Consider the following 24,949-nt stretch of genomic DNA (forward strand, 5'->3'; position numbering starts at 1 on the left):
GAACTTCTTTTAGAAAAGTGAAACGAAATATACTGCTTGGGAATAATCAACTTTTAGACGCCAGGGTAATATAATATCACTGTCTCCTGATAATAGTAAAAGCGCTCTTATAATTTATCTCTTCTTTAGCTTCAACTTTTTTTTGTGGTATATTAGGTATTGAGACAAGTGATTTAAGTATATCCTTATATAAATTAGCTGTTGAGTCTTTCCGACTACCTAAACCAAAAAACCAACTACCTTTATTTTCTCTTAATTTACCACACAGTATAAGTTCTATATTATAGGCTATACGAGAATATTGTTGATGCGATATGGGTTTTCCCTCTCCTAATACTTTTGTAATAATATTTCTTATTTCAAAAGCACTGTGAGAATATCTTTTATCACCTATTTTTTTACCGCCTCCAGCTAAATCATAAGTGTGTTTATCAATACGATTTCTGATATCCTCTAAATTAGCTTGATAAATTTTTGTTACGGCCTGAGAATACGCTCTATTTTTTCTATTTTGAGCGCTATTTGCAACTATAGTTTCTTTATAGGGCTTAAGCTCATAGTTTCCTGCTGAAATACTCTTGACGATAGTAGTTTTCAGGTGAATGGTAATATTCTTATCACATAATTTTTTAACAAAGTAGTTTTGCGCCCCTAACATTTCATTAAGACATTCTTCTTTATCATCTAAATATTCAATAGAAATTACATCTCCTGGTTGAGCATCTTTTGTTAATTCTTTTAATGTGTGTAATGACATTAAAAATTTTTCTGTATGCTGAAGCTTAAGTTGGCTAGCATCTTTAGTAAATTTGTAAAGAGCTTGACTAACTTTTATATAATTAAATCGACTAGCATTTTCTTCTAAAAAAGCTTCAAAATGACTTCGAATTTCAGAGACCGCTATCATTGATTGAATTAACATTAATTCGATTATATGATTTATTTTAGGCTCTTTAATTTCTTTTTTTGCTAGCTCATCTAATACTATAAGTGCTGATTTTGCCGCCTCGTAGTTTTTGCTTTGAATATTTGCTGTAATATCTTCTATTTGTTTGATAAATTTGTCAGAAGATTCTGGCGCATAGGCCCTAATTAAATGTTTGAGAGGCTCAAAGCTATTTGCTGTATAGGAGCTTATATTACCTCCTTTATCTTTTAACAGCATATTTATAATACTATCTACTCGGGTAAGATAAAGCTCATCTAGTAAAAATTGATTATAGTCCTTATCCTTTTCCAACTCACTAAGGTTAATCTTATATGTTTCTTCATTAAAATGAGTTAAAAATTTTTTATAAGTAGGCTTATGTAATGTTTCATAGCTTTGTCCGATAGGATAATTAGCTAATGCATCGTGAGGTGTCATCACTCTTACAAAAGCATCAGCCCCCCCTAAAAGAGATTCTAACTTTGCAACACCAGCAGCACGAGTTACCAACTCAAGAGAAGTTGTATCCAGAGCCGTAGCCTTTTTTAATTCTTTAAATTGTGTATTTTCATATACATCTTGCTTTAAAATAGACGAATCCATACTGGTAAAAATAATAGTTTCAGCACCCTTTTCAGCCTCGCTTTTAATACGAGCTAAAGTAGGTTCTATCCAGATTGTTTGGCTCAAAGCATTCATGCCACTTAATGTCTTGTCAAAATCAACTAGCAGAAATTTTCTTTTCTTGAAACTTTTATCTTTAAGGTGCTTATCAGTAGAATCCTTTGTATTTCTATACTGGCTATCTTCGACTAATAATGTTAATGCGCGCATTAGGCTGGCTAAATTATCTGTCTCTGGCTTTTTACCCTCTTTAACTAAATATTTCCCTAATCCTTGCCTAAATTCCTCAATCTCTTTCTCTAATATCTGTAGAGATAAGCCTGGAACAGGTTTACAACGTTGAATAACACTAAATAAATTCTTAGTGGCCCTATTAAATTCAGCCCAAGAAATGATTAATTGCGCTGGAATGGAGAGGTGGATAACCTCGTTAGAAAAAAACTGTTCCCACTGGTTTTTTTGTTCTCGCCATTTCGTTACAGTCTCTCTTGGAGAACCTACGCCATAAATGAATCTCTCTTTCATATTATTTATACCAATCTTTAATATATCTTTATCATAAGGCAAAAAGGACGTTTTTTAATTTAACATACTGCATCATCTTTTTACGTTTTATTTAATTTTAATGCAAAAAAAGCTTCATGAGAATATAGGAATTTGGAAACAATTTATTTCTAAATTGGAAAAGAAACTTCATTAAATGTTATGTAATCAAACAATTTAATCTGGTTGCTGAAAAGGACCATTAAGGTTATTTCTAGGGGTTATAATATCACGAACTATCCCCTCTATTACCCTGGTACTAAATTTAGCAATATTATTATCTGACAAAAATTCAATTTAACATTAAAAAAATCGAAAACTTTTTCAAGATAGAAGAAGTCGCTCTGTGATGGTGCCATTGATACAGCCACAGCCTCTGGTAAGCTTGTTTTTAATATTTTTTCATCGATGGCCCAGTTTGAACGACGCCTCATTCAAGAGAGAACCCATGCAGGTCTTTCTGCTGCTCGTGCAAGGGGTAAAAAACAGGGGCCTTAAAGTGGACTCTTCCAAAATTCAAGCTATTAAACGAATGCATCAAGATAAAGCCTTAGCCATTGCTGATATTTCTAAAGTGCCTAATATTTCTAAACCTACTTTGTATCCATATTTAGCCTCATAAGAGTTATAAATTCCATAAACCATGTAAATATTTAATAATAATTGTCACAGGAACTAAAATTTTTCACAATCAAACTCCAAAAGCACTTAACTGATTTCCACCTCTATTATTCATTGTTATTTCATCAAGTCGCTCAGCATAATTAGATAAAAAATCTTTAGCTTTATGTGATAAACTTCCTTTTAAAAAATAAGAATCACTGAGTAATTTTTTTGTTAATATAGAAGCGTCATCAAGATTGGTACAATTTATTAAAGCTGACTTTAATTCTAGCAACTTATCTTTCTTACAATTTTTTGTATCCCTAAATAAAGTAAGTGAACTTAAATCTTTTTCATATCCTTTAATTAAAATATTCATTTGCGTAATAAATTTAATTTTTTCTTTTTTATAATATTTTAGCTCGTTTTTATTAAGTAATAATGAAAAGAAAGCTGGAGTGAAAACCTAAAACCGGATTGATAAGACGTTTATGCTTTGCCATGGTCTGATTCCAGGCGATTATTACGGTATTTTATTTGCAAGTGACTGACCTGTGGCGCTAAATTTCCTTCCTGTTTCAATCCTTAAATAGCTTAACTATAAACTGGATTCTTATCCGTATTGATAACATTGATATCCCAAGTTGGATTATTCTTTATAAGTTTACTTAAGAAGCTTTTTGCCGCTTTAGTGTTACGACGATGAGAAAGATAAAAATCAATCGTATTACTTCGCTCATCTATGGCGCGCATAATACTGAACTCAACGATAAATAATGGTGTGATCAATTGACATGCTTCGTTTCGCCATCATTTCTTCTAAACTAAGATAACTGACGCCATATTTACAATAATTGCGCACGCATTGCAAAATGTCTCGTCATGAAAATGGCGCCACTTGAAATCGGATAGATTTTCCAAACTCATAGAAAGAACTTGCTAAATTCGCTTAGTATACAACCCTCTTATTTTTGCAACAAAACCGCATAAAATATGCATTTATTTAGCTTATAATTTTTACTTAACATAATATTCATAATTATGATAATAAAGTTCGCGGGCCAGAAAATTCTACAGATTGCACCTCATCCATTTTTGCTATTTCATCAATAATGTGAATTTCTTCAGGCTTATTAATGGGAATTGAAAATAACCCAAATTTTTCTATGCCAGTGTCTTTTTTAAACTTACTTTGTGGATTAGCCATATATTTTTTTAGGCGTTGTTCTAATACGGAGGAAAACGTACAAAAAAATTGTATGGTGAGTTCCACATTTAATTTAAGAGCAGATAATATTTTTTCGCGCGGATAAGATGGTTTATGTAATTCTATATTTAGAACAAAAGGTAGCGATAACGCTTTATTCGCTTGCTCAGGCGTGCAATATACTAAAAATACCCAACCCTCAGCATCTATTGGTTTAGGGCTGATGGGATTTTCTAGCACCTTTTCGCCTAATCTCTGTACGATATGAATACCTAAACTGCGTATCTTGCTGAGACTGTCACCTAAAATAAAAGGAGTCAACAGCTCATAGTGTTTTTCAGTGTGAGTTGGCTCTTCTACTATTCGTTGAATATCTCGCATGGTTGACTCCTCTATAAACAAATATTAATTTTATAATGTGAACTTGGATTGGTTATCGTCTATTTGCTGTTTATCTAGCTCAAAACCGGGCTGTATAAAAGAAAATAAATACTCTTCCATCTCAACAGGTAAGCAATTAAAGGATGAGTACTCATTTTTTTTAAATCCTTGATTAAAGAAAATGATGCGCGTCTCTGTCAATGACTGGGCATGCGCCATAAGCAATTTAAACTCTTGACTATGATCTTTTTTCCCATCATTAAGAATTAATGCAATAGGGTGCAGCGGATTAGTTTTTAATTGTTTTAAAAATACAAGGCTTGTGCTTAAAGGTGAGGCTTTTAAATAAACGAAAACGTCTTCTTTACAGTACTTAATTAAAGCACGTAAAGTCTTTTGGGTAAGCGATTGGCCTGTGATTAAATCATTCCAAAGGGATGCGAACACTTGTTTCGCTAGATCCTTATAAATAGGAATGCATTTAAGATTATCTTGTGCTGTAGTAGAGCCATGTCTTATGGCACACTCATAGAGTCGAATAGCTTCCGCAAGATTTATCGGACCTCCTAAACCTTGTTCATACATATAAGCGCGGTTACTCATTGCAGCAGAATTTCCCAATAATATTGCTTCGCTTTAGGATAATCTATGGAGTAGCCTACATCGAAAGTATATAAAAGTGCCTGTAATACCATGGTATGAGTTTGCCCTGTATTAGCTTGCTTCTCACATTCAGCCCCTAGTTTAGTAATGAGTGCTTTTAAGGCGGGTTCACTTTGCATGTGCTTTTTAAAACTAAGTGAGTTAAAGATATTTACTAACAAGCTAAAATTTATGTAGTTACCCTCTAATACCTCACTAGCAGCAGCGTTTAATCTTTGAGCCTGCCTATAAGCAGATTCCTCTGCAAATAAAAGAGGATTTAACGCTACAAAAAACATAATAAATTACCCGGTATAAGAATAAGTTCAGAAATTTTATATGATTATTGCGTGGCGAAAAGCTATTAATTTGGAAACTATTACTTTCTAAAATGGAAATTGATAGTTTTATTACTAACGTTAAAATCAATACAAACAGCCATTCTGTAGTTTTGAAATCATGATAATCAAATTGAGGGAGTATACTTTTTTTATCTCTTTTAATTTTATTAATAAATAAACATTGAAGAAATCATTTCTCCACTAGCTATTTAGCTTCATTTCTTTCAAGCCATAATTACGCTAGCTAATGCTATTCATGCTACATGGAAGCTAGGAAAGTGCTCTAGTTAATAAAAGAAAGCAAAGCTTAGTGGTGGTAAACACCACTAAGTATTAAATATTAAATTAAACTTCAAACTTACTAAAATTAAAATAAATGTTATGTTTAGTTAAGGTAAGTAACTGTTCTTTGCTGCACTTCCTCTTTGCCTTCGAGCGCCTTATCTACTACCCCATTAGCACTAGAACTATAAAAGATACCACCTTTAGAGGGTGAGGAATTTAACTTACCGCAAAGCTCCCGAGCATAACGTTGCGTCTCAAGTAATGCATGGCCTGTTTTAAATTGAAGTTCACTTCCTTGCTCATCACACCAAATTACTTTCTCTACATTATTAAATACTGATTTTAGGGCTTGTCGCTGTTCAAACGACATTTCTCGAATCTCCTTATAACTCAATTCAATTGTTTTTATATAAGGTAAGGTCCCGGCAAATTTTTCTAGTTCTTCAACAGAGAGCATCTCCAACTTATTACCTGCTAAATTAAGTGAAGATACATGCTTTGGCAGCGCGCTAAACGCTTGATCTAAGTTCTTACATTGATATTTGCTTCGTCCAAACTCGTTTTGGCTTAAATTAAGGTGAGTAACACCAGCAGGAATTGCAGCAAATACTTGTGCTAAGTCTTCCACGCCTGGATACCCAAAGTTATTTGAGCTTAAGTTAAATGAAGAGACTTGTTTAGGAATGGATGCAAAAATACGTGCTAACTCTGTTGCTGTCAATTTATCAAATCCATTATCCGATAAATTAAGCGAACTAATATGAGAAGGAAGTGCTGCAAACATTTGTACTAAGCTTTTACTGCCCATCTCGTTAAGCTGGTTATGACTTAAATCAAGTGTAATAATATTCTTAGGAATAGCTTTCACCATTGGAACTAGCTCATCTGCAGAAAATACGTATACGTCTTCTATTGTGGGGTCGAAATAGCCGATGAGTTGTCTACTTAAGTCAAGCGAAGTTAGCTGTTCAGGCATGGTACTAATCACTTGAGCTAACTCTAATCCTCGTTTTGAAACCACATTAATAAATCCTTTTAAATTACGAACATGGTTAGGAAGAAATTCGAGTACAAATTCCATTTCATTCGCTGTCAGAGTAAAGTTATTTCCGCTTATATCAAGAGTATTAATATTAGAAGGTATACAAGCTAATAGCACTCCTATTCCATAAAGTGACTTGCCAAGGTTGTTGTAACTTAAATCAAGTGATGTAATAGAATTAGGAAGTAACTGTATTAGCTCTTTTAAGTCTAAACTATCACCTAAACAATTACTGCTTAAATTAAGGGTTTTAATGTGATTGGGAAACGCTTTGATTATCTGCCCTGCGCGTAAATCATTATTACTTAAGTCAAGTGACATAACGTGATTAGGAATTGCTTTTAGGATTTGTGCTAATTCTTCACTTGTCTTGGTGCCAAGTTTATTGTTGGCTAAACTTAGTGTCGTTACATGCTTAGGAATAGCAGCAAAGACTTGCATTAACTCCCTTGTGCTCATTCTTAAACCTAAAGAACTAAGATTAAAATCGAGCGTCTCAATTCCAGGATGAAGTTTAGATAAGGCTTCAACTAAATCTTTAACATCCACAGGGGCTTCTATTCTTAGGTTGAGCAAGGTTATTTCAAGAGATAAATCTTTAACAGCATCGGAAAGAGTTTCATAGTCACCTCTATTTGTCCAAGCAAGAAAACGGCTATCCAGGAATGATTGTTTCCAACTTAATATGTCATATTGGTTAAACTTGAAATTATCATTTTTTGAACTTGATATTTGGTGCAGATTTCTTAAAGAGGGGAGCTTTATATCTTTTTTTTTCATGTTAATTCCTCATAAAAATTTGAACAAACAAGATATATAATTTTTAATATTTATTCAATAAATTTTCATTTAAAATTTAAATATAAAAGAATAATATTTATCAGAAAAATAGTAATTTTATTTAAATTAATTGTTAATTTAAAAAACAGGATTTATTTGGCTTATTAATTTCTAATGCCACTTTATAATTTGAGCTATTTTTTTTGTTATTGTCCTATGTAATAGGAATACAAAACCAACAGCATTAAAAATTAACTGTTTGAAAATAAATTATTATTTTTTTATGAAATTGTATTTTAAAATAATTTTGCATTACCGATCATTACAGTTTTTTACCTGCTTTAGAGTATTATTTCCAATTTGGAAACTGATAATTTCCAAATTAATATATTCAAAAAAAAAATAATCCTGATAAAATTTAATTACTATAATAAATAAAAAATTTGAAATTATTGCAAGTTAAATATACTTTAAAAAACTATTAATTTGATGATAATTTACAAACAAAAAAACCTTGTTAATTTAAATATTACTGCTTATGTAAAATAGTATCTATTGTTATTTTAAGCTCTTATAATTTTTTGAAAAATTAATCAAATCAACTACAGATAATTTTAGAAATGCAGATTGGGTGAAACCGTGGAGAAAGAGGTAACAGAAAAACCTTCACTCTATCGCAAATTTATTACATAAATCAATAATGGATATTTGCTAATTACAAAATAAAACATTAAAGCGATCGTTATCGAATTTTCTTAGAGTAATATGGTGCTTCACTAACAAAGAACTTAAAGTTTTTAATACTTATTTTTCTAGCCACGTCAACTATCTATATCAGTAGAGCAATACTCAATAGGCGGCAAGTTTTCTGGAAAAGTTTCTGACTAGGATAGAAGTATTTAATTGGTATACCTAAGTTTAATGCTTTGTGAAGTCTAAAAAAATTATATTTTCGCTATTGATCAAATGAGCATTGGGTTTAATTTAAATTTTTAAAATAATTAAATTGCATCTCGGTGAAAACCTTTGTTTTTAAAGCAAGCAACTATTGATTCATTAGGTATTATTTGGACCCCTCTATTTTCTGTTCAAGAAGAAGTTTCGGAGGGAAAACGGGCACTATTTTATCTGAAGAAACTTCACCTGCCATTATCATTTATGCTATTTACCCTTCTGTTATGCGTAATAATAAAAATATCCATTTGCTTTTAAACCATCATTATGAACAAGCATTAAAAGATGGAATTACTTTTGATTAAGACAAGGTTTGATAACTTTACTTCTATTAAGATAAGTATTCTATTCAATAATGTCTAATTTATAAACCTTTTTCCAATTAGGAAATTAACTCTTTCCAAATCAATTTATTCCAAAATTTAAACAAATATGAAAAAATATAAACAATTTGTAAATTTATAATTGATTATCATGAAACATTCAAATGCATTATTGGAAAAACTAATTAAAATAAATCAAGAGATCCAAAAACAGCTACCTTATAAGCCTAATAGTACTAACCTTGGACCTTATGACAACCTCTATAGAAATGTTTTAAAAGTTTATCAATTATTTCTAGATGAACTAAATCAATTAAAAAGTAAACCGATTAACGACATAAAAACTAATCGAAACATTTTGATATTGGAGATTACCAGGCGAATTAATAATAAACACCTTGAAATTGAAGTTTTTGAAAGTAAGGCAAAAAATAATGAGCTAATTATAAACTCTGAAGAAGCTAAATCCTATTTTATCCAACCCTATTTTGATAAATTTCGAGAATTACTCAATACACTTAATCCAGAAGAACTTGCCGACAAGCTTTTAAATGAGCAAAAAATTGAAATTAATGATGCAGTGCTTAATAAAATCAGCAGAGAGGTGATAGGATTACAAGACTTCCGGGATAATTTTGTTAAATCCTCTCGTTTTTTACCTAATTTTATGTTGCAGGGTAATTTTGATAATAGCTATATTATTGAAGCGGTCAATAAAATAAATACGCTACGTCGCGGAGATTATCTTGAACAAACGAAAACCAAGTATGGTGTATGTGACGAACATGTTGCTTTGGCATTAATAAAAATACTAAGACGTGATATTTTATCTGACAGTGATAGTATTTCAAAAATTATTATTTCTGATGGGAATGAGAGCGATGGTCATACATTTTTAGTTATTAATTTACCCCTTAATGCTACAATGGACAGTAGAACATGGGGAGAAGAAGCTATCTTATTTGATTCTTGGGCAAACTATGTAGCAAAAGCTTCTGATGTAACCTTTACTAGTAAAAAAGACTTTTTAATTACCCACTTTAGCAACAAAGATATAAATCTTTTAAATCATGTTAATAAAACCACTCAGCTGTTATCTATGATGGGGTATGAAAATTTAGAGTCAATCAACCAAATCTTAATTGAAGAATATCAACTTATTTCTTTGGACGAGCCACAACTTGCTGAAATGAAAGAATTTATTTTAGAGCTTATCAAAGATATTCATATACCTCATTTTAACCCCGTAATTGAACTCTTTTTAACTTTAATACCTACTAAATTAGTCGCAACGCCAGCTGGTTTTTCAAAGCCAACATTAATCATTGATTTTTACTTTATGGCAAATTTAAAACTAGAAAATAGAGAAGAATTAAGATTTGCTCTAGCCCAATCCTTATTATATTTAAAAACCTATGGCACAGGCCTCTATGAAGTTATTTCAGATGCAGAGCAATTTCAATTAGATAAGCAAGCCTGGCAGTTAACACAAAACAATGAAGCAGCTATTCAATTTTTGCGTCATGAAGCTAAATATAAACCACTAAAGGAAGATGAAGAACCCTTACAATTACCTAGTTTAAGTGACGGTATTATTCCAGCAACAAACGAACAACGAATCAAAAATCTTATGACCTTGTTTGCAGAAAATGCATCAAACAACATTGAAGCGATTAATAGTAAACTAACATTGACTAAGAATGAAAGCCAGGTCTTCTTTAGGCCTTTTAAGTCCTTAGAATTGAATCTAACTTCCTCTTTCTATCAACCAGAATTTAGTCGATACCCAACGACATTAGAAAAAATTTTTTTCTTACAAAATCAGTTAAGTTCTTTAAAGAAAGAATTATTACCTTATGAAATGACTAATTTACCTAGTCGAAGAGTGAAGGAATTTTGCGATCTGGTTAAAAATTTAATTATTAATTGGGAAGATACACAAGAAGTAAAGGCACTTGATGATTTTATTACGGAGGCGATGAGGCTGCATGTGCCTGGATTTGATCGCATTTATATGGCTTTACCGCAAATCAGGACCGCAAGAGGTCACTATAAACCCTTAGGGCCCTTTAAACAACTTAATGAAGTAATAGGTTCTTTTATGAACGCTAGTACGAAAGAGCAGGCACAAACCACAGCCAAAAAGATACTGCAACTCTATCCCCTGTTAAAAAATCATTTTATAACTACAAATATTATAGTTATTAACAAGTACGCCAATAACTATTTACAAAAATTCATTACTAAACATGATGGCTTGGTACCTACACAAAATGAACGTTTTTTTGGTTCAATATTAGGTAAGCAAATGCAATGGCCTAAATTTAGTTCTGAAGTGCAAATCGAGCGCTACTTGAGCTGGGTCAAACAGGATAAAAGTGGACTTATTGCACAGTGCCTATGGCGCATGGGATTTAACGGTGAGGAAGTTATTTTCGATGCGCTTCCTAAAGATTTTATTAACTCACAAATTTTAGAATATGAGGCTAATATACCTATTTCATTTACCGGCCCTTTAGAAAAATATCATTTAAGTGAAATTAATTACAGAATAGCTCTTTATAGTTACCTTTCAAAAACTCATACTCTTGATATATCTATGTTTAATCTACCTTTAAGCTTTGAAGAGCAAGTTAAACAATATATTGAGATAAATGAACCAGCACTTCGCTGCCCCAATGTTACTTGCAATTTAAATTGTAATAATGAGGCAGTTAACGTTTTATTAGATAAATTTGCTACTATTGCTTTATCTGGTAGTCAAACCGAAAAAGAAGTAGTTAAACTTTTTTTCCTAGGGCGACCTGATAAAAAAGACTTAATTCACTTATATATACCTTATGTTAGTAGTTTTTTCGCTGAACTTACGCTTGATTCACTTTATTCTCAATTTTGTTTTTATCAAACCTATAAAGGTATTAAATTTAATTTATTTACGCCTGAGGAGACTTGGCAATTAGCCATTAAATTGGGCCGCTATCAGAGCATTCCTTTAGCCTTATTAATAAATTACTCCGGCATTCTAAATCTTGATACTCTATCTAATATTGCACTTTTCTTCCAGAAAGCTACAGAAAATGGCTTCGAAATTAAATACATAGACATTATTAATGACTTTCTTGAAAAAAATAAGAACACTATGATAAGTGGTGATACGGCTTTGCTTTTTCATATAATTAATGATTACCCAATGTGGTCACGAGAAAATGAAGTTTTCTCTAAGTTTACATGGACTGTGCCCTCAAAAGACGATCTAGATAAGATAAGCCTAGCTGAAGCTATCACTATTTATCAAGGTTGTAAGCAGTATAACTTACTGTCTTCTTACCAGGAACAGCATGACTTTGGTCAATTAATTTTAAATAAAATCAGTGAAATATTAATAGATGATGATAAAATTTTAGCGATAGAATCCTTTTTATTTCATCTTAAAGATATAAAGTTACAGAACAAATCTCTGCTATTATGGATAAATACTATTATCAAAATCTATGGTCAAGACGATAATACTTATACCTATTTTGCTCATCTCACCTCTATTATTGATCGAGTACTGGCTCAGGCATCCGCCAAAGATCATGAAAAGATACTATCTTTACTAGCCAATACAATCTGCGCCCAAGAAGAAATTAGCCGTTATATAGGCCTTAAGCTCGCCCCTGAAAAGTATCTTAATATAAAAAAACAACAGAAACGCGAGCAGGCTGATTCATTATTAGCCCATTTAGGAAGCACTACAAAGTTTTTAGCCCAAGATGAAAACAGCCAAAAGGCCACGTTAGACTTTATCTCGCGCCCTTTGACCGATTTAAGTTTGATTGCTTTTGCTACGTTTTTAATTGAAAACGATATAGCCGAAAAATTTCTAAATACTTTCGATACATCGTTTAATGAGTTTAATATCTTCTCATATGATGAGAAACTGAAGTACCTTAAAGTACAACTACAGCTCTTTTATGAAAGCTTTTGGGATAGGCCTTTAGCTCAACGAGCGGTATTAATTGATTACCTTGTCATTCCAGCTAGTGCAATATTAACTGAAGAAAATATGACAAAGGCTTATCAAGATACATTTATATATGCTGCAAACACATTATTTCCTGAGCATCATTTAATTAATTCCGATGATGAGTTAGCCGTTGCCTTTTTGAAAGCCTATTTAAATGCAGCTAATCAATACACACGAAGTATTCTATTAGCCGGTATTCTAGTGGTGTCAAATGAAACAGTACAGCAAAGCCAGCCCTTAAGTACCGGAAAAAAATTAGCCTTATTGTGTGAACACATGGGGCCAGCTTATATTAAACTTGCCCAAGCCATCCATAGCCACCCCAACACTCCTGAAAGTATTCGCTATGATTTAGCTCATGTTAAGGGGCATGCGAATCCGCCACTACGCTGGGATTTATGGCGTCTAATTGAAGAAGTTTTACCCGATGAGCTTGTAAAACAGATTAAATATGTAGGTAAATTATTAGGCTCGGCATCTTATAATCTTGCCTTAGAAGTAGAGTTACAAAGTGGTGAGCAGGTCGTACTTATCTTGCTGCGCGAAAATGCTTTTAAAGATGCAAATGATGGCTTTGAGCATTTAAAAGAGACGATTGATAGCTGCGCTCACCCAAGGGCATTAGCTTTTAAAGATACTTTAAGTGCCATGCTTGAAGAAGCGCAACGTTTGTCAGCCGCTGAAATGGATTCCCAAATTTCAACCCAACAAATTAATCAAGCACAAGGTATGTATAATACTGCCATGATGGTGACTGTTAATAATAATTATTTAATCAACATGAAACCTATTCAAGTTATTCATAGTGGGCCTGGCTATCGGTTTATTGATCGGATGTATGGGACTGAATTTAATGAGTTGCCCGATTCTACACCAGAAGAGAAAAATATTAAAAAAGCCATTTCAATCGCAGTTATGACTATGGAGCTTACTCATATTTTAAAAGGTGGTGTTTTTGATAGCGACAGACATGGCAATCAACTAAGAGTTATCATTAATCAAGACACTAAAACTATTCATTTAGGCTTGTATGATTTTGGTGAAATGGCACTTAATCCGCCTACACCCCAAGAAATTGTTTTACTTGCTGGCGTATTTCATAAATTATTACAGCCAATAATCCTCTTTCAAGGCCATGATGGAATTGACACGGTGCTCGCTAAGCACATTCAACAAAATGTAGAAAATAATCCAACTGGGGCTCATTATTTAATGCGAGTGCGTCGAAGCTTACTGGCACTACGTGATTTTCATCAATATTTATCCAATGAAGATTTCTTAACCATATTGGTATCCATTGTTCATACACAACAACTACCTATATCTTTCCAACACGTATTAAAGTTACCTATCATTCTGCTTGACAAAGCTAATACAGTAAAAAAGAAAGCTGAGGCATTATTGGCTAATTTACATTCATTAAACCAAGAGGCCAAAGATATTTCACTTCAGAAAAAAGCGAAACCAAGTGGTTATCCTCTTTACCCGCTTGAGATGACAAGGCTATATAGTCAAGGGGGAGCCCTATTTAAATTTTTTAGGCAAAATTTGTGTTCTAAGTTTAAAAATCCTAAACTAGATAAAGATGAGGTGGAGATTAAAAATAATAAAATTTAATTAAATTTTATGCAAAAATTAGAAAATTTTAAAGGTATGAAAATATCGGAGAAATTATTCCTTGCTCCTATAATTAAATAAATCTTGATAAAGCAAAAATAATATTATTTCAGAGATGCTTAACAAAGTACAATATTAAATAGCCTCACCTAACCTACCAGATATCCCTTATCAATCGGTTTTTAGAGTTTATAATTGCACTTGATTTTGAAAATAACTCTTGTATAGATTTTATTTTTGCAACTAAGTTTTCATGCATGACGTGATATTGATTCTGCCAACTAACATAAGGCGGCTTGACTCAAAAAAATTAAGCTACAGAGCTGGCACAGGAATAATTTCTTCCTCTGAAGCCTCTTGCCTATTATTGTTTTCCATAGAATTAACTTTTGGCGCAAATAACATACCTGAATTTGAAAGTCTCGCTTTTTTAGATTGGGTGGATTTACTAGACATTTCCAATGCATTCCAAACATTACTACCTTCTTTATTTTTATATTTATCTACATATTGAATGATTACAGGATTATTTAACTCCAGTAATATCTGCAACATTTCTGATGCAGTTTTGAGCGATTTTCTATTGTTAGTACAGCAGGCAAGGCTTACACAATCTTCTATCTTACGTTTTTGCTCTTTATTGTTACTTGAACTTAAATACGAATACACTTCTTGAATTTTTAATAATCTGTGAATTACTTCAGAGGAGCCATACTGGAAAGCAGAAGGTAGTAAATCAATGATACGCTGAGGTTTAACCGGGAATTCAAGTAGTCGATTGACTATAGGTAGATGTCCTTGAGAAGCTGCAAATTGTAAAGCCTCACCTTCTTTAATAACTCTTTCTTGGACAGGTTTAATTTTAAAAAATTCATTTAGTACTGATAAATGACCGGCTTCAGCAGCTCTAATGCAATAGCTGTATAGTCTATTTAGTTTATTTACATTGTCTTTCACAAAGGGACAGTTAAGTAAATACCTAATTACATCTATCCTACCAAAGCCTACAGCTTCGGCCATGAGATTAGGAACAGCCTGTAAGTGTAAACAGCTAAGAATAGAACCTCCAGGCGAATTGACATGTCTTTCCGCACAACTTCTAAAATTAATCGTTTTAAAATTATCATTTATAGGCAGCACGCCCTCAGAAAAGTACAAATACTTTGGTATTATCTCCTCAAGTTTAGTTAAATTGAGAAAAATTTTAATAGCTTCACTGTTACCTAACTGTGTCGCAGCTACTAGCGCCCAAAATATAGCTTCATCTTGAAGGTAAGGCAATTGAAGAATGCGTTGAATATAAAGGATGTCATTCTTTGTGGCTGCTTCTATAAGGGCGAAAGGTGCGTTAACCTTAAGTACCTGTTGTAAGTCATATCCTCCAAAGAGACGAATTGAGTAAGATCTAAGCCGCTTTACAATGTCATTAGGTTGAAAATACCATTTGAGTGCTTCATCGAACTGTGGTGTTAATAATGATTCCTGCGGCATAGATATACTCTTTTTATAACTTTAAGGATTATTTTACTAAGTGACTAATTTTAGCATTTTAGTTTTAAAAATAAAGCAATTATTAATTTTTTGAATTATCTCTAAAGGTATTATTTTATTCCTTATATAGAGCTGAACTTTTAGTTGCCAATCATTTCAATTACACAATAATTTACATATGAGCATGACCTAAAAAGTTAAAGTGCAATATTGGATGCTAGACCAAAGTTTTATGGCAATCAGATTACTTTTATTTAGTTGGTTCTAGGTAAGTAATTGATCGGTTTAATATATAAAAGGAGTTAAAATATTTCAAAAAAACTTGCAAAAGATAAGTTTACTATTACTTTTTAGCAGTGGTGTCTTAGCTCAGTCTGAGCGTATATCATGTTCTACTATTAAACTTATCAAAAATCCTGAATCAAAAATAAATAAAGCAACAAAATCTAGTGGAGTTTACTCTGTCATAACTAGTACCTATGCATTCACTGAAAATAATATTTTGTGGCTAGTGGAGGCAAATAGAATTATAGGTCAAATGTTGAAAATGCTATTGAGAAGGGACGAAAGATTGTTTTAAATATAACTTTTACAAAGCAAGAAGAGGCAATTGTCTTAAACCTTGACCAATATGCCTGTGATGGCAATTAGGGAGCTAAAGCAAGAAGGATCCCTACTGAAAATACACAACAACAAGTAAAGTATCGTAATAACCTTCTTGAATCTGATCGCAGGAAGCTTAAGCGGCTTGTTAATCCGGCAAGAGGATTCCAGTCAATGAAAACAACCTATTCCACTATCATAGGATTTGAAGTTATGCGCATGTTTAAAAGGACACTTTAATACTTGGATGTATGGCAATCAAAACGAGGTATCATTTATTAACCAGCTTTTTGGAGTCTATAGTTGAGATCCATCCTGAAGCTTTATTTTTGTAGCCTCCATAGTTTTTGCAAACGAGCCTTTTAGATGCGCATGAAACAGAAGGTAGCGGGCCTAATATCAAACACTATATCACGATTAATGGGGTCAAGCAGCAATTGTCTACATTGGGGCTGAAATCACAATCGTCTTGTTGATAGTAGTGGCTAAGTCATTACCAATAAGACGATTTTAGATAATACATTGCAAGAGAAAAGATGGCCGTGTTACAAAAATGATAATACGATAAGTTTATAATTTACTTATTCTCATCATATAAAGGACTATTTTCATACCTTTGACCAAACAAATGGCGTCATCTGTTTGGTCAAATTATCCATCAATGTGTGCGTTGGTATTGTAAATATGGGATAAGCTATCGTGACGTAGAAGATATGATGAGTTATATGCTTTAGTAATGTTTGTGACATAAGAGCCATATTTTGTCGCAGTAAGCATAGGGATGGTCGTTATAGCTGGTTATTAAGTTTTAACAAAGCGGCACTTAGAGTCCATAGCTCTGATAAAGACCTAGAGAACAATCTACATGCGAGCGCAAGCTTCTCTTGGACACTTACATATATGTCTTACAACTTAAAATGACTATAACTTTTTAAACAAGTGGAAAATATTTTTTGATTTTAAAAAATTAAATTTTTTGCAATAAATTCGCAGATTGTATGAGTAATGCTTATACTTAAATAAATGACCATTAAATTTAAACTAATATTATGGATTTAATATCTTGTTTAAAAAGCTTTGTAATGACAGTAGAGTGCGGGAGCTTTGCTGCAGCAGCGCGTCGGTTATATATTTCGCCTTCCAAACTCAGTAAGCAAATTACCTGGCTTGAAGATGATTTAAAAGTAAAGTTATTTATCCGCTCAACAACCCGTTTGATTTTAACGGAATCAGGTAAAATACTTTATCAAAAAACGATGCGGCTTTTTGATAACTTACACGAGATTAAAACAATTAATCAGCTTGATAGTACGGAACCACAAGGAACTATCCAAGTTTATCTTACAGTAACACCTGCTATTCCTTATCTTACTAATCTCAGTATTGAGTTTATGAAACAATATCCTCAGATTAATATTAATATTATGGTTGGTTCTGAATCTATTGAAGTGTATAACTATCAATATGATCTTGCTTTTTCATTTGAATGCATTAACCATTCTAAGCTTATTTGTAAAGAGTTCTTTTCTATCCAGCGACAGCTTTTTGCTTCACCAAAATATCTTAAATTAAATGGTACTCTTCAAAGAATCGAAGATTTAGTTAAACATAACTGCTTAGTTAATACCTTGTATGGCCTACAGGATAAATGGATTTTTAACAAAAAAATCATTCAAGTTTCAGGGAACTTTACCAGTAATAATGGAACTATTCTTAAACAAGCGGCTGTAGATTCCCTCGGTATTATCTGGGCACCTGCCTTTTCAGTTCAAGAAGAACTAGAGGCTGGCAAACTCGTCCCGGTTTTACCCCAAGATATTTCGCCAGCTATCATGATCTACACTATCTATCCTTCTATTATGCTAAATAATAAAAATATTGATTTAATTTTAAACTACTATCATGAGCATGCAGTAAAAGACGGTATTGTCTTTAATAATTAAAGTAAAATTCTGAATAAGCTTTAGCTAATATTTAAAATAACACATTTAAAATCATTTCCAATTTAAAATTGATAATTTCCAAATTAGCTCATTCTAAAAAAAGCAGTTTTGTTAAAGTTTGTGAGGTCTATTAATTTAAATTACCAGATAAAAATGCCGAATGTGTTTAAATCTTTCAATTAATTTACACCAGATATTACCAATCAAATTACGTCCGTTCTTTGAACCCATATTACAGACATCTACTGCATTTGTTGATACTAAAAATATGAAAAGAGTTCCTGAAAGAAGAATTTCAGAACCACTTTAATAATGATTGGTCAAAGTAGATAGACTACGGAAATTAGAAAGCCTTCAATTAGGGTCATATATTATTTTATATTCTCTTTAAGACAAAAACTTAAATGGGTTATACTTTAACTATAAAAAAACAAACCCTTATCAATACAAATCCATTTTTATAAACTGCAATAAAATTATATTTAACAACTTAATCAGTAATATATCGATTGCGCTTTCGACTTAACTTTTATAATAATGTCACCTTTATTTTAAACACCTTTATGTAAGAGCTTAAAAATCTGTATTTATAACATTCGAAAGTTCAGTTTAACCACACTAAAATGGCTTGTGTAAAAAACTATGATTAATGACTTACCTACAGAAGTAAAACTTTATATGTTTTCTTTTTTACCCGTCAACAGCTGGGTCGACTATCATCTGTATCTAAACAAATTAAAAAAGAAGCTGAAGCTGATTGCCTATGGAAAAAGCAATTTATTAATAAAGATTTACAACAATATTTAGGGCTTTCAGCTAAAGAATTAGTTAAAAAATATAATCCCTTATTTCAGTTGCCTGAAAATAATCTGCTTGCACGTTTAGCCAACAATGAACTGACCTTAGTAAATTTGCAAAAACAATTAAACAGTTGTATTGATTTAGAATACATTAATTATAATTTCCCTTTACCTGTTTATTTTATTAATGCAACTAAACTTAATACAGTAAATTCAATTTGGTTAACAAGACATATACAATCATTAATAAATAAATGCCAAATTGAGTTTCAAGAATATACGTTACATATGAAACATATTCGGCAATCTCTTTTTACCGCTTATGATTATATGGGGGGGTTTATGGAAGATGCGCTATGTCTTTTCATAAAAGTTAGCTCCATAGATCAGATAAGAAGTTGCTGTGAAGGATTACAGAGTTTCTATCATGGTTCAAATATCTTAAATATGATTATTAATCATAAAAAAACGTTTGATATTATTATTGAAACGCCTAGAAAAAAATTCCAATTTTCTAATAAACATCCTTATTCGCTTTTTTATTCCCAAGAAGATGAACTGCTTCTAATTGATAATATTCAAAAGCGTAAAATTATTTTGTCAAAAAATTTTGAGAAAATAAGAAATCAACTACCAACATTAATTGATTTAGGAAATGATGAGCAGGAGTTATCGCAAGCAGAGTTAAAAAGTCTAATAGAAGAAATAACTCAATTCTGTCCAGAAATAGTTAAATCAAAAGATTACACATTGCTAACTCCTCCACTTATGGTCATTAATGCCACAGACGATTGTTATTCTGAATTAGTAAGTTTAAAAGATGAATTAAATTATAATATCGTCGGGATTATACCAGGCAATTTTTACTGTAAGAAATTAAGGGCTGAATCAGAAAATGTTAGCTTTACAGGAAAAGAGACCAAATTATTTGAAATACTATATACATTATCAGAGATTGTACTTCCGTCAAAACTCAAACCTGCGTTAATACTCAAACATGAGGAAAAAGTACCTGATACTTCTAGATTCTGCCAAATAATTTAGAATAAGCACAATAGATTTAAGAACTGTGTTACAAATAATTTACGATATTTGGAGTTATATTAGAGCTGCCTCTCAAGTATAAATGTCAAATAATTGGTTAATAAATTCTTTTTCTAGCTGATTACCCATCATCCACTCATCAAATCGACCTTTTTAAACATGCGCATGATTTCAAATAGTTAAAGCCATATACATTAATAAACTTTTAAACTATTTTTGTTTTAGATTACTTGCAATCAACAAAGAGTTCCTAAAATTATAGTTTCCATTCACCTTTTACCTTAATATATGTTTCATCTAAGTGCCAACGATTAAAATATCCCTTTTTGTACCAGTATAGTCACTTCTTTAGCTCAGGCGCATAGTGCTGAACCCAGCGATAAACCGTCGTATGATCCAGTGTTAATTTACGTTCTGCCATCATTTCTTCTAAATCGCGATAACTGATACCGTACTTACAGTACCAGCGTACACATTGTAAGATCAATTCGCCATGAAAGTGACGCCATTTGAATGCTAGAGGTTTAATTGAACGCATTTTTTGATTCTACTATTCAATCAAGGGAAATTAAATTATAAACGAATGTCGTTTTTGCAACAGAGCCTGAGTGACAGCCTATAATGTTTGATGATTAGATTTTATTGCTATTAAGTAAAGGAACTAAATCCTCAAGCCCCTGCAAATCACCCTTATTGAAAGAACGCAATTGACTTTGATTATCACCAATAAGCTTTTCCTTAAGACTAAAAATGCTTAGCCGTAGCAATGAGGGTACGTCACTAGGTAAACCCACTTCTCTGCCATAGCAGGCCCGCTTACGCGGATTTTTTTCATTTAAAGCTAAATAGCCTACCCTAGTCAATTTATAATTGCCTCTGGCTTCAATCTTTTGCAAAAAGAGATTACTTACAAGTGCTTTCATGCCAACATCACCAATCTGATTCACACGTAAATCAACTGCCGTTGTGGTCCTATTATATAGAGCAAAGCCTTTTGCACCCTCATCACCAATCTTATTCAAGCTTAAATCAACCGTTGTCACGGTCCTATTATGTAAAGCAAAATCTTTAGCACCAACAGCACCAATCAGATTCCCACTTAAACTAACCGTCGTTGCAACCGTATTATGCTCTGCAAAGTCTTTTGCGCCAACAGCACCAATCTGATTACCGATTAAGTAAACCGTCGTTGCAGTCTTATTATGCAGAGCAAAGTCTTTCGCGCCATCATTACCAATCTGATTAAAGCTTAAATCAACTGCCGTTGTGATCCTATTATACAGAGCAAAGTCTTTCGCGCCCACATCACCAATTCGATTCCAGCTTAAGTCAACCAACGTTGCAGTTGTATTATGTAAAGCGAAGCCTTTCGCGCCAGCAGCACCAATCTGATTCTGGCTTAGATTAACCGTCTTTATTTGAGGATGGCTAATAAGAAAATTAATAACGTCAATTAGATCCTCGTCACGAACATTTTGATTACTTAAATTAAGGACTTCAGAATTAGAACAAAAAGATAATAACGCGTGTTCTGTAAAATTTGTCATCACTTCTTAATAGCAACTTAAAAAGTTCTCAATTATCCCAAATTGGTTATTAAATTTCAATATTGATAAAAAAATACAATCATGTAAAGAGCCTGTGTTTATACTGACGTTTAAAGCAGAGAAGACAAAAAATATAACTTATCAAAAGGATCACAAATTCTCAAAAAACGACCCGGGCTGTTGCAAAAGGTGAAGAAACTTTACACAACAAGCCTGTCATGATCTAATCGATGACTTTTGACTACGTTGTAATGGCTCATGCAAGGTCAATTTAGAAATGAACTGCTTAATTCAGACAACTCAAAGATAGATAACTTGATTTCACCCACTCATTTATTAAAGAAAGTTAACCAGAGTGTTAATTTTTCCTTTGTTAATGACTTAACTGCACCTTGTTATAGCGCCAATAATGGTAGACCTTCTATATCACCGGAGCTGTGTTTTCGTATGTTACTTATCGGTTATTTATTTCAATACCGTCAAACCGGCGCCTGATAGAAGACGTAAAATACCATGTCAGTTATCGGTGGTTTTGCGGGTTAGCGTTAGATTCACCCCTACCAAGCCCTTCTTCGCTTAGTCGTTTTTTTAAGCGCTTATCATTTAGGGTATTTCAATCTTTTTTTAATGCCATACTAAACCAGTGTGAGCAAGCAGGTTTGCTAAACAATAAAAGTATTATAACGGATAGTACGTTGTTTCAAGCGAATGCGTCACTGAATTCACTTGCACCTAACTACGCTGATATTAAAAGGTATTACCACCTATATCCCTTTATTTAGTACCCTTACCCTTAGCGGCGCCTCACAACGAACAGTCACGCCAGGCTTTGATTACGATGTAGATAAAGATATTTACCGTTGTCCTGCTAATCATGAGCTTAAACCTGGAAAAATATTAGATAATGATTACGTGCTTTACCATTCTCGCGTAAAGCATTGTCAAAACTGCGCCTTAAGTTGTCAGGCATCTAAGAAAAAAATCGAGCTATTCCATTGAAACCTTGCGTGAAAAAGGTGTCGGTTTTAAATCGCTCTGCGACGGTGCGCTTGATATAACCACCGCCTCCGGTGAGCTTGTTTTTAATATTTTTTCTTCCATGACACAGTTTGAACGACGACTTATTCAAGAATGAACGCAAGCAGGTCTTTCAGCTGCACGTGCTCGAGGTAAAAAAGGCGGCAGCCCTAAAGTCGATACTTCCAAAATTCAGGCAGCCAAACGCATGCAACAAGATAAAACCTTAGCAATCGCTGATTTGTAAAGTACTTAATATTTCTAAGCCAATGCTCTATCGGTATTTAGCAATGTAGATACCGATACCACAAATAAATAATTTTTTATTTTAAGTAAATTTGACTATGGCTTATGTTTATTTATTTACCTATACAGATTAAAAGCAAACATGTTTCTCGCAAAATAATCCCTTAAAAGACATAACAAGATATACTTCTAGTATAAAAACTCTGATTCATGTTGTAAAAAGCATGTATGTTGCATATAAATTAAATATTACGAACATTAGGAAAGATTTTAATGGATATAATTAAATTAATCATGCAAAGGCGCGCCGTACGCGAATTTTCTGATAAAACACTCAATGAAGCAGACATTGAAACAATTCTTCAAGCAGGTCGATATGCGCCAAGTCCCAAAAATTCACAGCCTTGGCATTTTACGTTGATAAGAAACAAGAAAAACCTGAAACTATTAGCTGGAAAAGCCCATCATGCTTCATTTCTCGCACAAGCACAGCTTTTAATTATTGTTACAGTCGATACAAAAATTGATATTGATAAATGGTTAAAACAACATAATCAACATCTTTACAGCGGTGCGGCTGCCATGCAAAACATGTGGTTAGTAGCATCTGCACTTAACCTTGGCTGTTGTTGGGTTACTCTAGATGAAGCTTTCACGAAAGAGCAAATAGCAATCCCAATAGAACAAGCCATCATTGGGGGGCTAGCACTAGGACATTATAAAGAAACACTTAAACCTCATACTGAACAGGATAGAGAGGCTCTACCTTTGTTAACTTCTTTTGAAAAATTTAACCTTCAGGAAAACTGTGAAAAAGAGAGTTGTTTTACCTGCCTTAAGCTCGTTCCAAAATCAGCAGCAAATTCATTTGAAGGAGAGGATTATGTTAGGTATTTTTGCGGTAATGACTGTTATAAGGCGTGGAAGGAGCAAACTCAGAAATGGCTAGATGATAGCCACTGACCTTGACCTTAAAGTCAGTTAATTTAGTGAAGAGATAAGTATTCTATAAAAAGGAGGCTTAGCGTGGCTAAAGCAAATTTAATTGGGATTAACCATATCGCACTTGAAGTAGGTGATGTAGAGAAGGCTTTGGCATTTTATAGTCACCTCTTTAATTTTACATTACGAAGCAAAAGTAAGGAGTATGCGTTTATTGATTTAGGCGATCAATTTATTGCACTTATGAAAAGCACAACTCCCCTTAAAGATAAAATTCGTCATTTTGGCTTGGTCGTTGATGACCGCTCTAAAGTAAAGGAATTGGCAATAGAGGCTGGAGCGGAATTGATAGGAGACAAATTTTTCGATTTTCTCGATCCTTGGGGTAATTTTATTCAGGTCGTAGAATACGCTGATATTCAATTTACTAAAGCCCCTGAAGTATTAGCTGGAATGAAATTAAGCGTTTGCAAAAATGAAGCAGCACTACAAGAACTTGCCAATAAAGGGATGGCGCCTAAATAATAGGCTAAATTAAACTGTCTAATAACTTATAGGTATGCTCATAACTAGACACAAAAAACTACGAGCTACAGTAGTGCCATCTTTATCCATTTATGGCGTTCGCCAAATTCACCAACAGCGAGGTTGTATCGCTTTAAGAAATAAACACTTATTAATGATGCTTCATTGGCTTGATAAGGCACAATATCCATATATTATCTTATCCATTAAATCATACAAAATTAGAATTAAGAGAAAAAGAATTAAGATGCATTTATTATTTTTAATCATTTTAAAAATTATAGAAATTTGCCCTCAGCGATTTTCTTTTAACTTTACGCTATCAAGCAGTTTAACAGAACTGCCTTTAAACAGCGTTAGGCTAAATTTATAGGGTAGAAAACTATTTTTCCCAACTTACTGCACAGAGTTATCCCCAGAATTTGTGAATAACTTGTCGGTGTCGCGAAATGTTTCGTTTAAATAAACATCAATAAGAACTATTTTTAACAATAGTTTAAATACTGCAAACA

21 protein-coding genes and 2 pseudogenes are annotated in these 24,949 nt (G+C 32.7%); 12 read left to right on the top strand and 11 right to left on the bottom strand.

The features are described from left to right. Positions 1-76: 76 nt before the first annotated feature. Positions 77-2,077 (bottom strand): hypothetical protein, encoded by a 2,001-nt coding sequence (locus E1P04_RS16555; RefSeq protein WP_131783984.1) that lies wholly within the window; start codon positions 2,075-2,077, stop codon positions 77-79. A 414-nt stretch (positions 2,078-2,491) separates the two neighbouring features. Between E1P04_RS16555 and E1P04_RS17930 the strand changes: the two genes are divergently transcribed. Both E1P04_RS17930 and E1P04_RS18280 read left to right on the top strand, forming a co-directional pair. Continuing rightward, positions 2,492-2,593, top strand: coding sequence for a recombinase family protein (locus E1P04_RS17930; protein ID WP_427853564.1), 102 nt, complete (start codon positions 2,492-2,494; stop codon positions 2,591-2,593). Position 2,594: 1 nt separating this feature from the next. Further along, entirely contained in the window at positions 2,595-2,717 is a 123-nt protein-coding gene (locus tag E1P04_RS18280; protein ID WP_282433139.1) for a helix-turn-helix domain-containing protein, read from the top strand. A 69-nt stretch (positions 2,718-2,786) separates the two neighbouring features. Here E1P04_RS18280 and E1P04_RS16565 read toward each other — a convergent pair whose 3' ends face one another. From E1P04_RS16565 to E1P04_RS16590, 6 genes are all read right to left on the bottom strand, one after another. Further along, positions 2,787-3,077, bottom strand: coding sequence for a hypothetical protein (locus E1P04_RS16565; protein WP_131783985.1), 291 nt, complete (start codon positions 3,075-3,077; stop codon positions 2,787-2,789). Between the two features lie 215 nt (positions 3,078-3,292). Continuing rightward, positions 3,293-3,487 carry a DDE-type integrase/transposase/recombinase gene (locus tag E1P04_RS18165; RefSeq protein ID WP_242604507.1) on the bottom strand — a complete coding sequence of 65 codons (195 nt, stop codon included), beginning with the start codon at positions 3,485-3,487 and terminating at the stop codon, positions 3,293-3,295. A gap of 250 nt (positions 3,488-3,737) precedes the next feature. Then, a complete protein-coding gene (locus E1P04_RS16575; protein ID WP_131783986.1) occupies positions 3,738-4,286 on the bottom strand; it encodes a hypothetical protein in 549 nt (182 codons plus the stop codon). Positions 4,287-4,316: 30 nt separating this feature from the next. Continuing rightward, positions 4,317-4,889, bottom strand: a complete 573-nt coding sequence (locus tag E1P04_RS16580) for an SEL1-like repeat protein (protein ID WP_131783987.1) — start codon at positions 4,887-4,889, stop codon at positions 4,317-4,319. Further along, positions 4,886-5,227: a hypothetical protein gene (locus E1P04_RS16585; protein WP_131783988.1), complete on the bottom strand. Its 342-nt coding sequence runs from the start codon at positions 5,225-5,227 to the stop codon at positions 4,886-4,888. Before E1P04_RS16585 ends, E1P04_RS16580 begins: the two co-directional genes overlap by 4 nt. Before the next feature lie 427 nt (positions 5,228-5,654). Continuing rightward, positions 5,655-7,376: a leucine-rich repeat domain-containing protein gene (locus E1P04_RS16590; protein WP_131783989.1), complete on the bottom strand. Its 1,722-nt coding sequence runs from the start codon at positions 7,374-7,376 to the stop codon at positions 5,655-5,657. Between the two features lie 1,067 nt (positions 7,377-8,443). Between E1P04_RS16590 and E1P04_RS16595 the strand changes: the two genes are divergently transcribed. Together E1P04_RS16595 and E1P04_RS16600 are read left to right on the top strand one after the other, a co-directional pair. After that, positions 8,444-8,635, top strand: coding sequence for a hypothetical protein (locus E1P04_RS16595; protein WP_131783990.1), 192 nt, complete (start codon positions 8,444-8,446; stop codon positions 8,633-8,635). Positions 8,636-8,804: 169 nt separating this feature from the next. Continuing rightward, on the top strand, positions 8,805-14,279 hold the full coding sequence (locus E1P04_RS16600; RefSeq protein ID WP_131783991.1) for a hypothetical protein: 5,475 nt from the start codon (positions 8,805-8,807) through the stop codon (positions 14,277-14,279). A 315-nt stretch (positions 14,280-14,594) separates the two neighbouring features. On the opposite strand, the gene E1P04_RS16605 is transcribed toward E1P04_RS16600, so the two are convergent. After that, positions 14,595-15,770, bottom strand: coding sequence for an ankyrin repeat domain-containing protein (locus tag E1P04_RS16605; protein WP_131783992.1), 1,176 nt, complete (start codon positions 15,768-15,770; stop codon positions 14,595-14,597). A 669-nt stretch (positions 15,771-16,439) separates the two neighbouring features. Between E1P04_RS16605 and E1P04_RS16610 the strand changes: the two genes are divergently transcribed. The 3 genes from E1P04_RS16610 to E1P04_RS16625 all read left to right on the top strand — a co-directional run bounded on the left by E1P04_RS16610 (position 16,440) and on the right by E1P04_RS16625 (position 20,160). Next, positions 16,440-16,613 carry a DDE-type integrase/transposase/recombinase gene (locus E1P04_RS16610; RefSeq protein ID WP_131784000.1) on the top strand — a complete coding sequence of 58 codons (174 nt, stop codon included), beginning with the start codon at positions 16,440-16,442 and terminating at the stop codon, positions 16,611-16,613. 809 nt (positions 16,614-17,422) lie between these two features. Next, entirely contained in the window at positions 17,423-18,316 is an 894-nt protein-coding gene (locus tag E1P04_RS16620) for a LysR family transcriptional regulator (protein ID WP_131783993.1), read from the top strand. 854 nt (positions 18,317-19,170) lie between these two features. Next, a complete protein-coding gene (locus E1P04_RS16625; RefSeq protein ID WP_131783994.1) occupies positions 19,171-20,160 on the top strand; it encodes a hypothetical protein in 990 nt (329 codons plus the stop codon). A 265-nt stretch (positions 20,161-20,425) separates the two neighbouring features. On the opposite strand, the pseudogene E1P04_RS16630 reads toward E1P04_RS16625, so the two are convergent. After that, positions 20,426-20,698 (bottom strand): annotated as a pseudogene (locus E1P04_RS16630) (IS6 family transposase); the annotation flags it as partial. A 94-nt stretch (positions 20,699-20,792) separates the two neighbouring features. Then, positions 20,793-21,707 carry a leucine-rich repeat domain-containing protein gene (locus E1P04_RS16635; RefSeq protein ID WP_131783995.1) on the bottom strand — a complete coding sequence of 305 codons (915 nt, stop codon included), beginning with the start codon at positions 21,705-21,707 and terminating at the stop codon, positions 20,793-20,795. A gap of 258 nt (positions 21,708-21,965) precedes the next feature. Between E1P04_RS16635 and E1P04_RS18470 the strand changes: the two are divergent. The 5 genes and pseudogenes from E1P04_RS18470 to E1P04_RS16665 all read left to right on the top strand — a co-directional run bounded on the left by E1P04_RS18470 (position 21,966) and on the right by E1P04_RS16665 (position 24,437). Further along, positions 21,966-22,489: pseudogene (locus E1P04_RS18470) on the top strand (transposase). Continuing rightward, on the top strand, positions 22,434-22,706 hold the full coding sequence (locus E1P04_RS16650) for a hypothetical protein (protein WP_131783997.1): 273 nt from the start codon (positions 22,434-22,436) through the stop codon (positions 22,704-22,706). The pseudogene E1P04_RS18470 and the gene E1P04_RS16650 overlap by 56 nt, the downstream one beginning before the upstream one ends. A gap of 4 nt (positions 22,707-22,710) precedes the next feature. Continuing rightward, entirely contained in the window at positions 22,711-22,842 is a 132-nt protein-coding gene (locus tag E1P04_RS17935; RefSeq protein ID WP_242604509.1) for a recombinase family protein, read from the top strand. Positions 22,843-23,243: 401 nt separating this feature from the next. Continuing rightward, the gene (locus tag E1P04_RS16660; RefSeq protein ID WP_131783998.1) at positions 23,244-23,933 is read left to right on the top strand and encodes a DUF3330 domain-containing protein; all 690 of its coding nucleotides are present in this window, start codon (positions 23,244-23,246) and stop codon (positions 23,931-23,933) included. A 63-nt stretch (positions 23,934-23,996) separates the two neighbouring features. Beyond that, positions 23,997-24,437: a VOC family protein gene (locus E1P04_RS16665; protein WP_131783999.1), complete on the top strand. Its 441-nt coding sequence runs from the start codon at positions 23,997-23,999 to the stop codon at positions 24,435-24,437. Positions 24,438-24,502: 65 nt separating this feature from the next. On the opposite strand, the gene E1P04_RS18285 is transcribed toward E1P04_RS16665, so the two are convergent. Beyond that, positions 24,503-24,628, bottom strand: a complete 126-nt coding sequence (locus E1P04_RS18285) for a hypothetical protein (RefSeq protein WP_282433140.1) — start codon at positions 24,626-24,628, stop codon at positions 24,503-24,505. Positions 24,629-24,949 lie beyond the last annotated feature (321 nt).

Origin of the sequence: Legionella gresilensis, from assembly GCF_900639865.1 — a bacterium.
GTDB lineage: Bacteria > Pseudomonadota > Gammaproteobacteria > Legionellales > Legionellaceae > Legionella_C > Legionella_C gresilensis.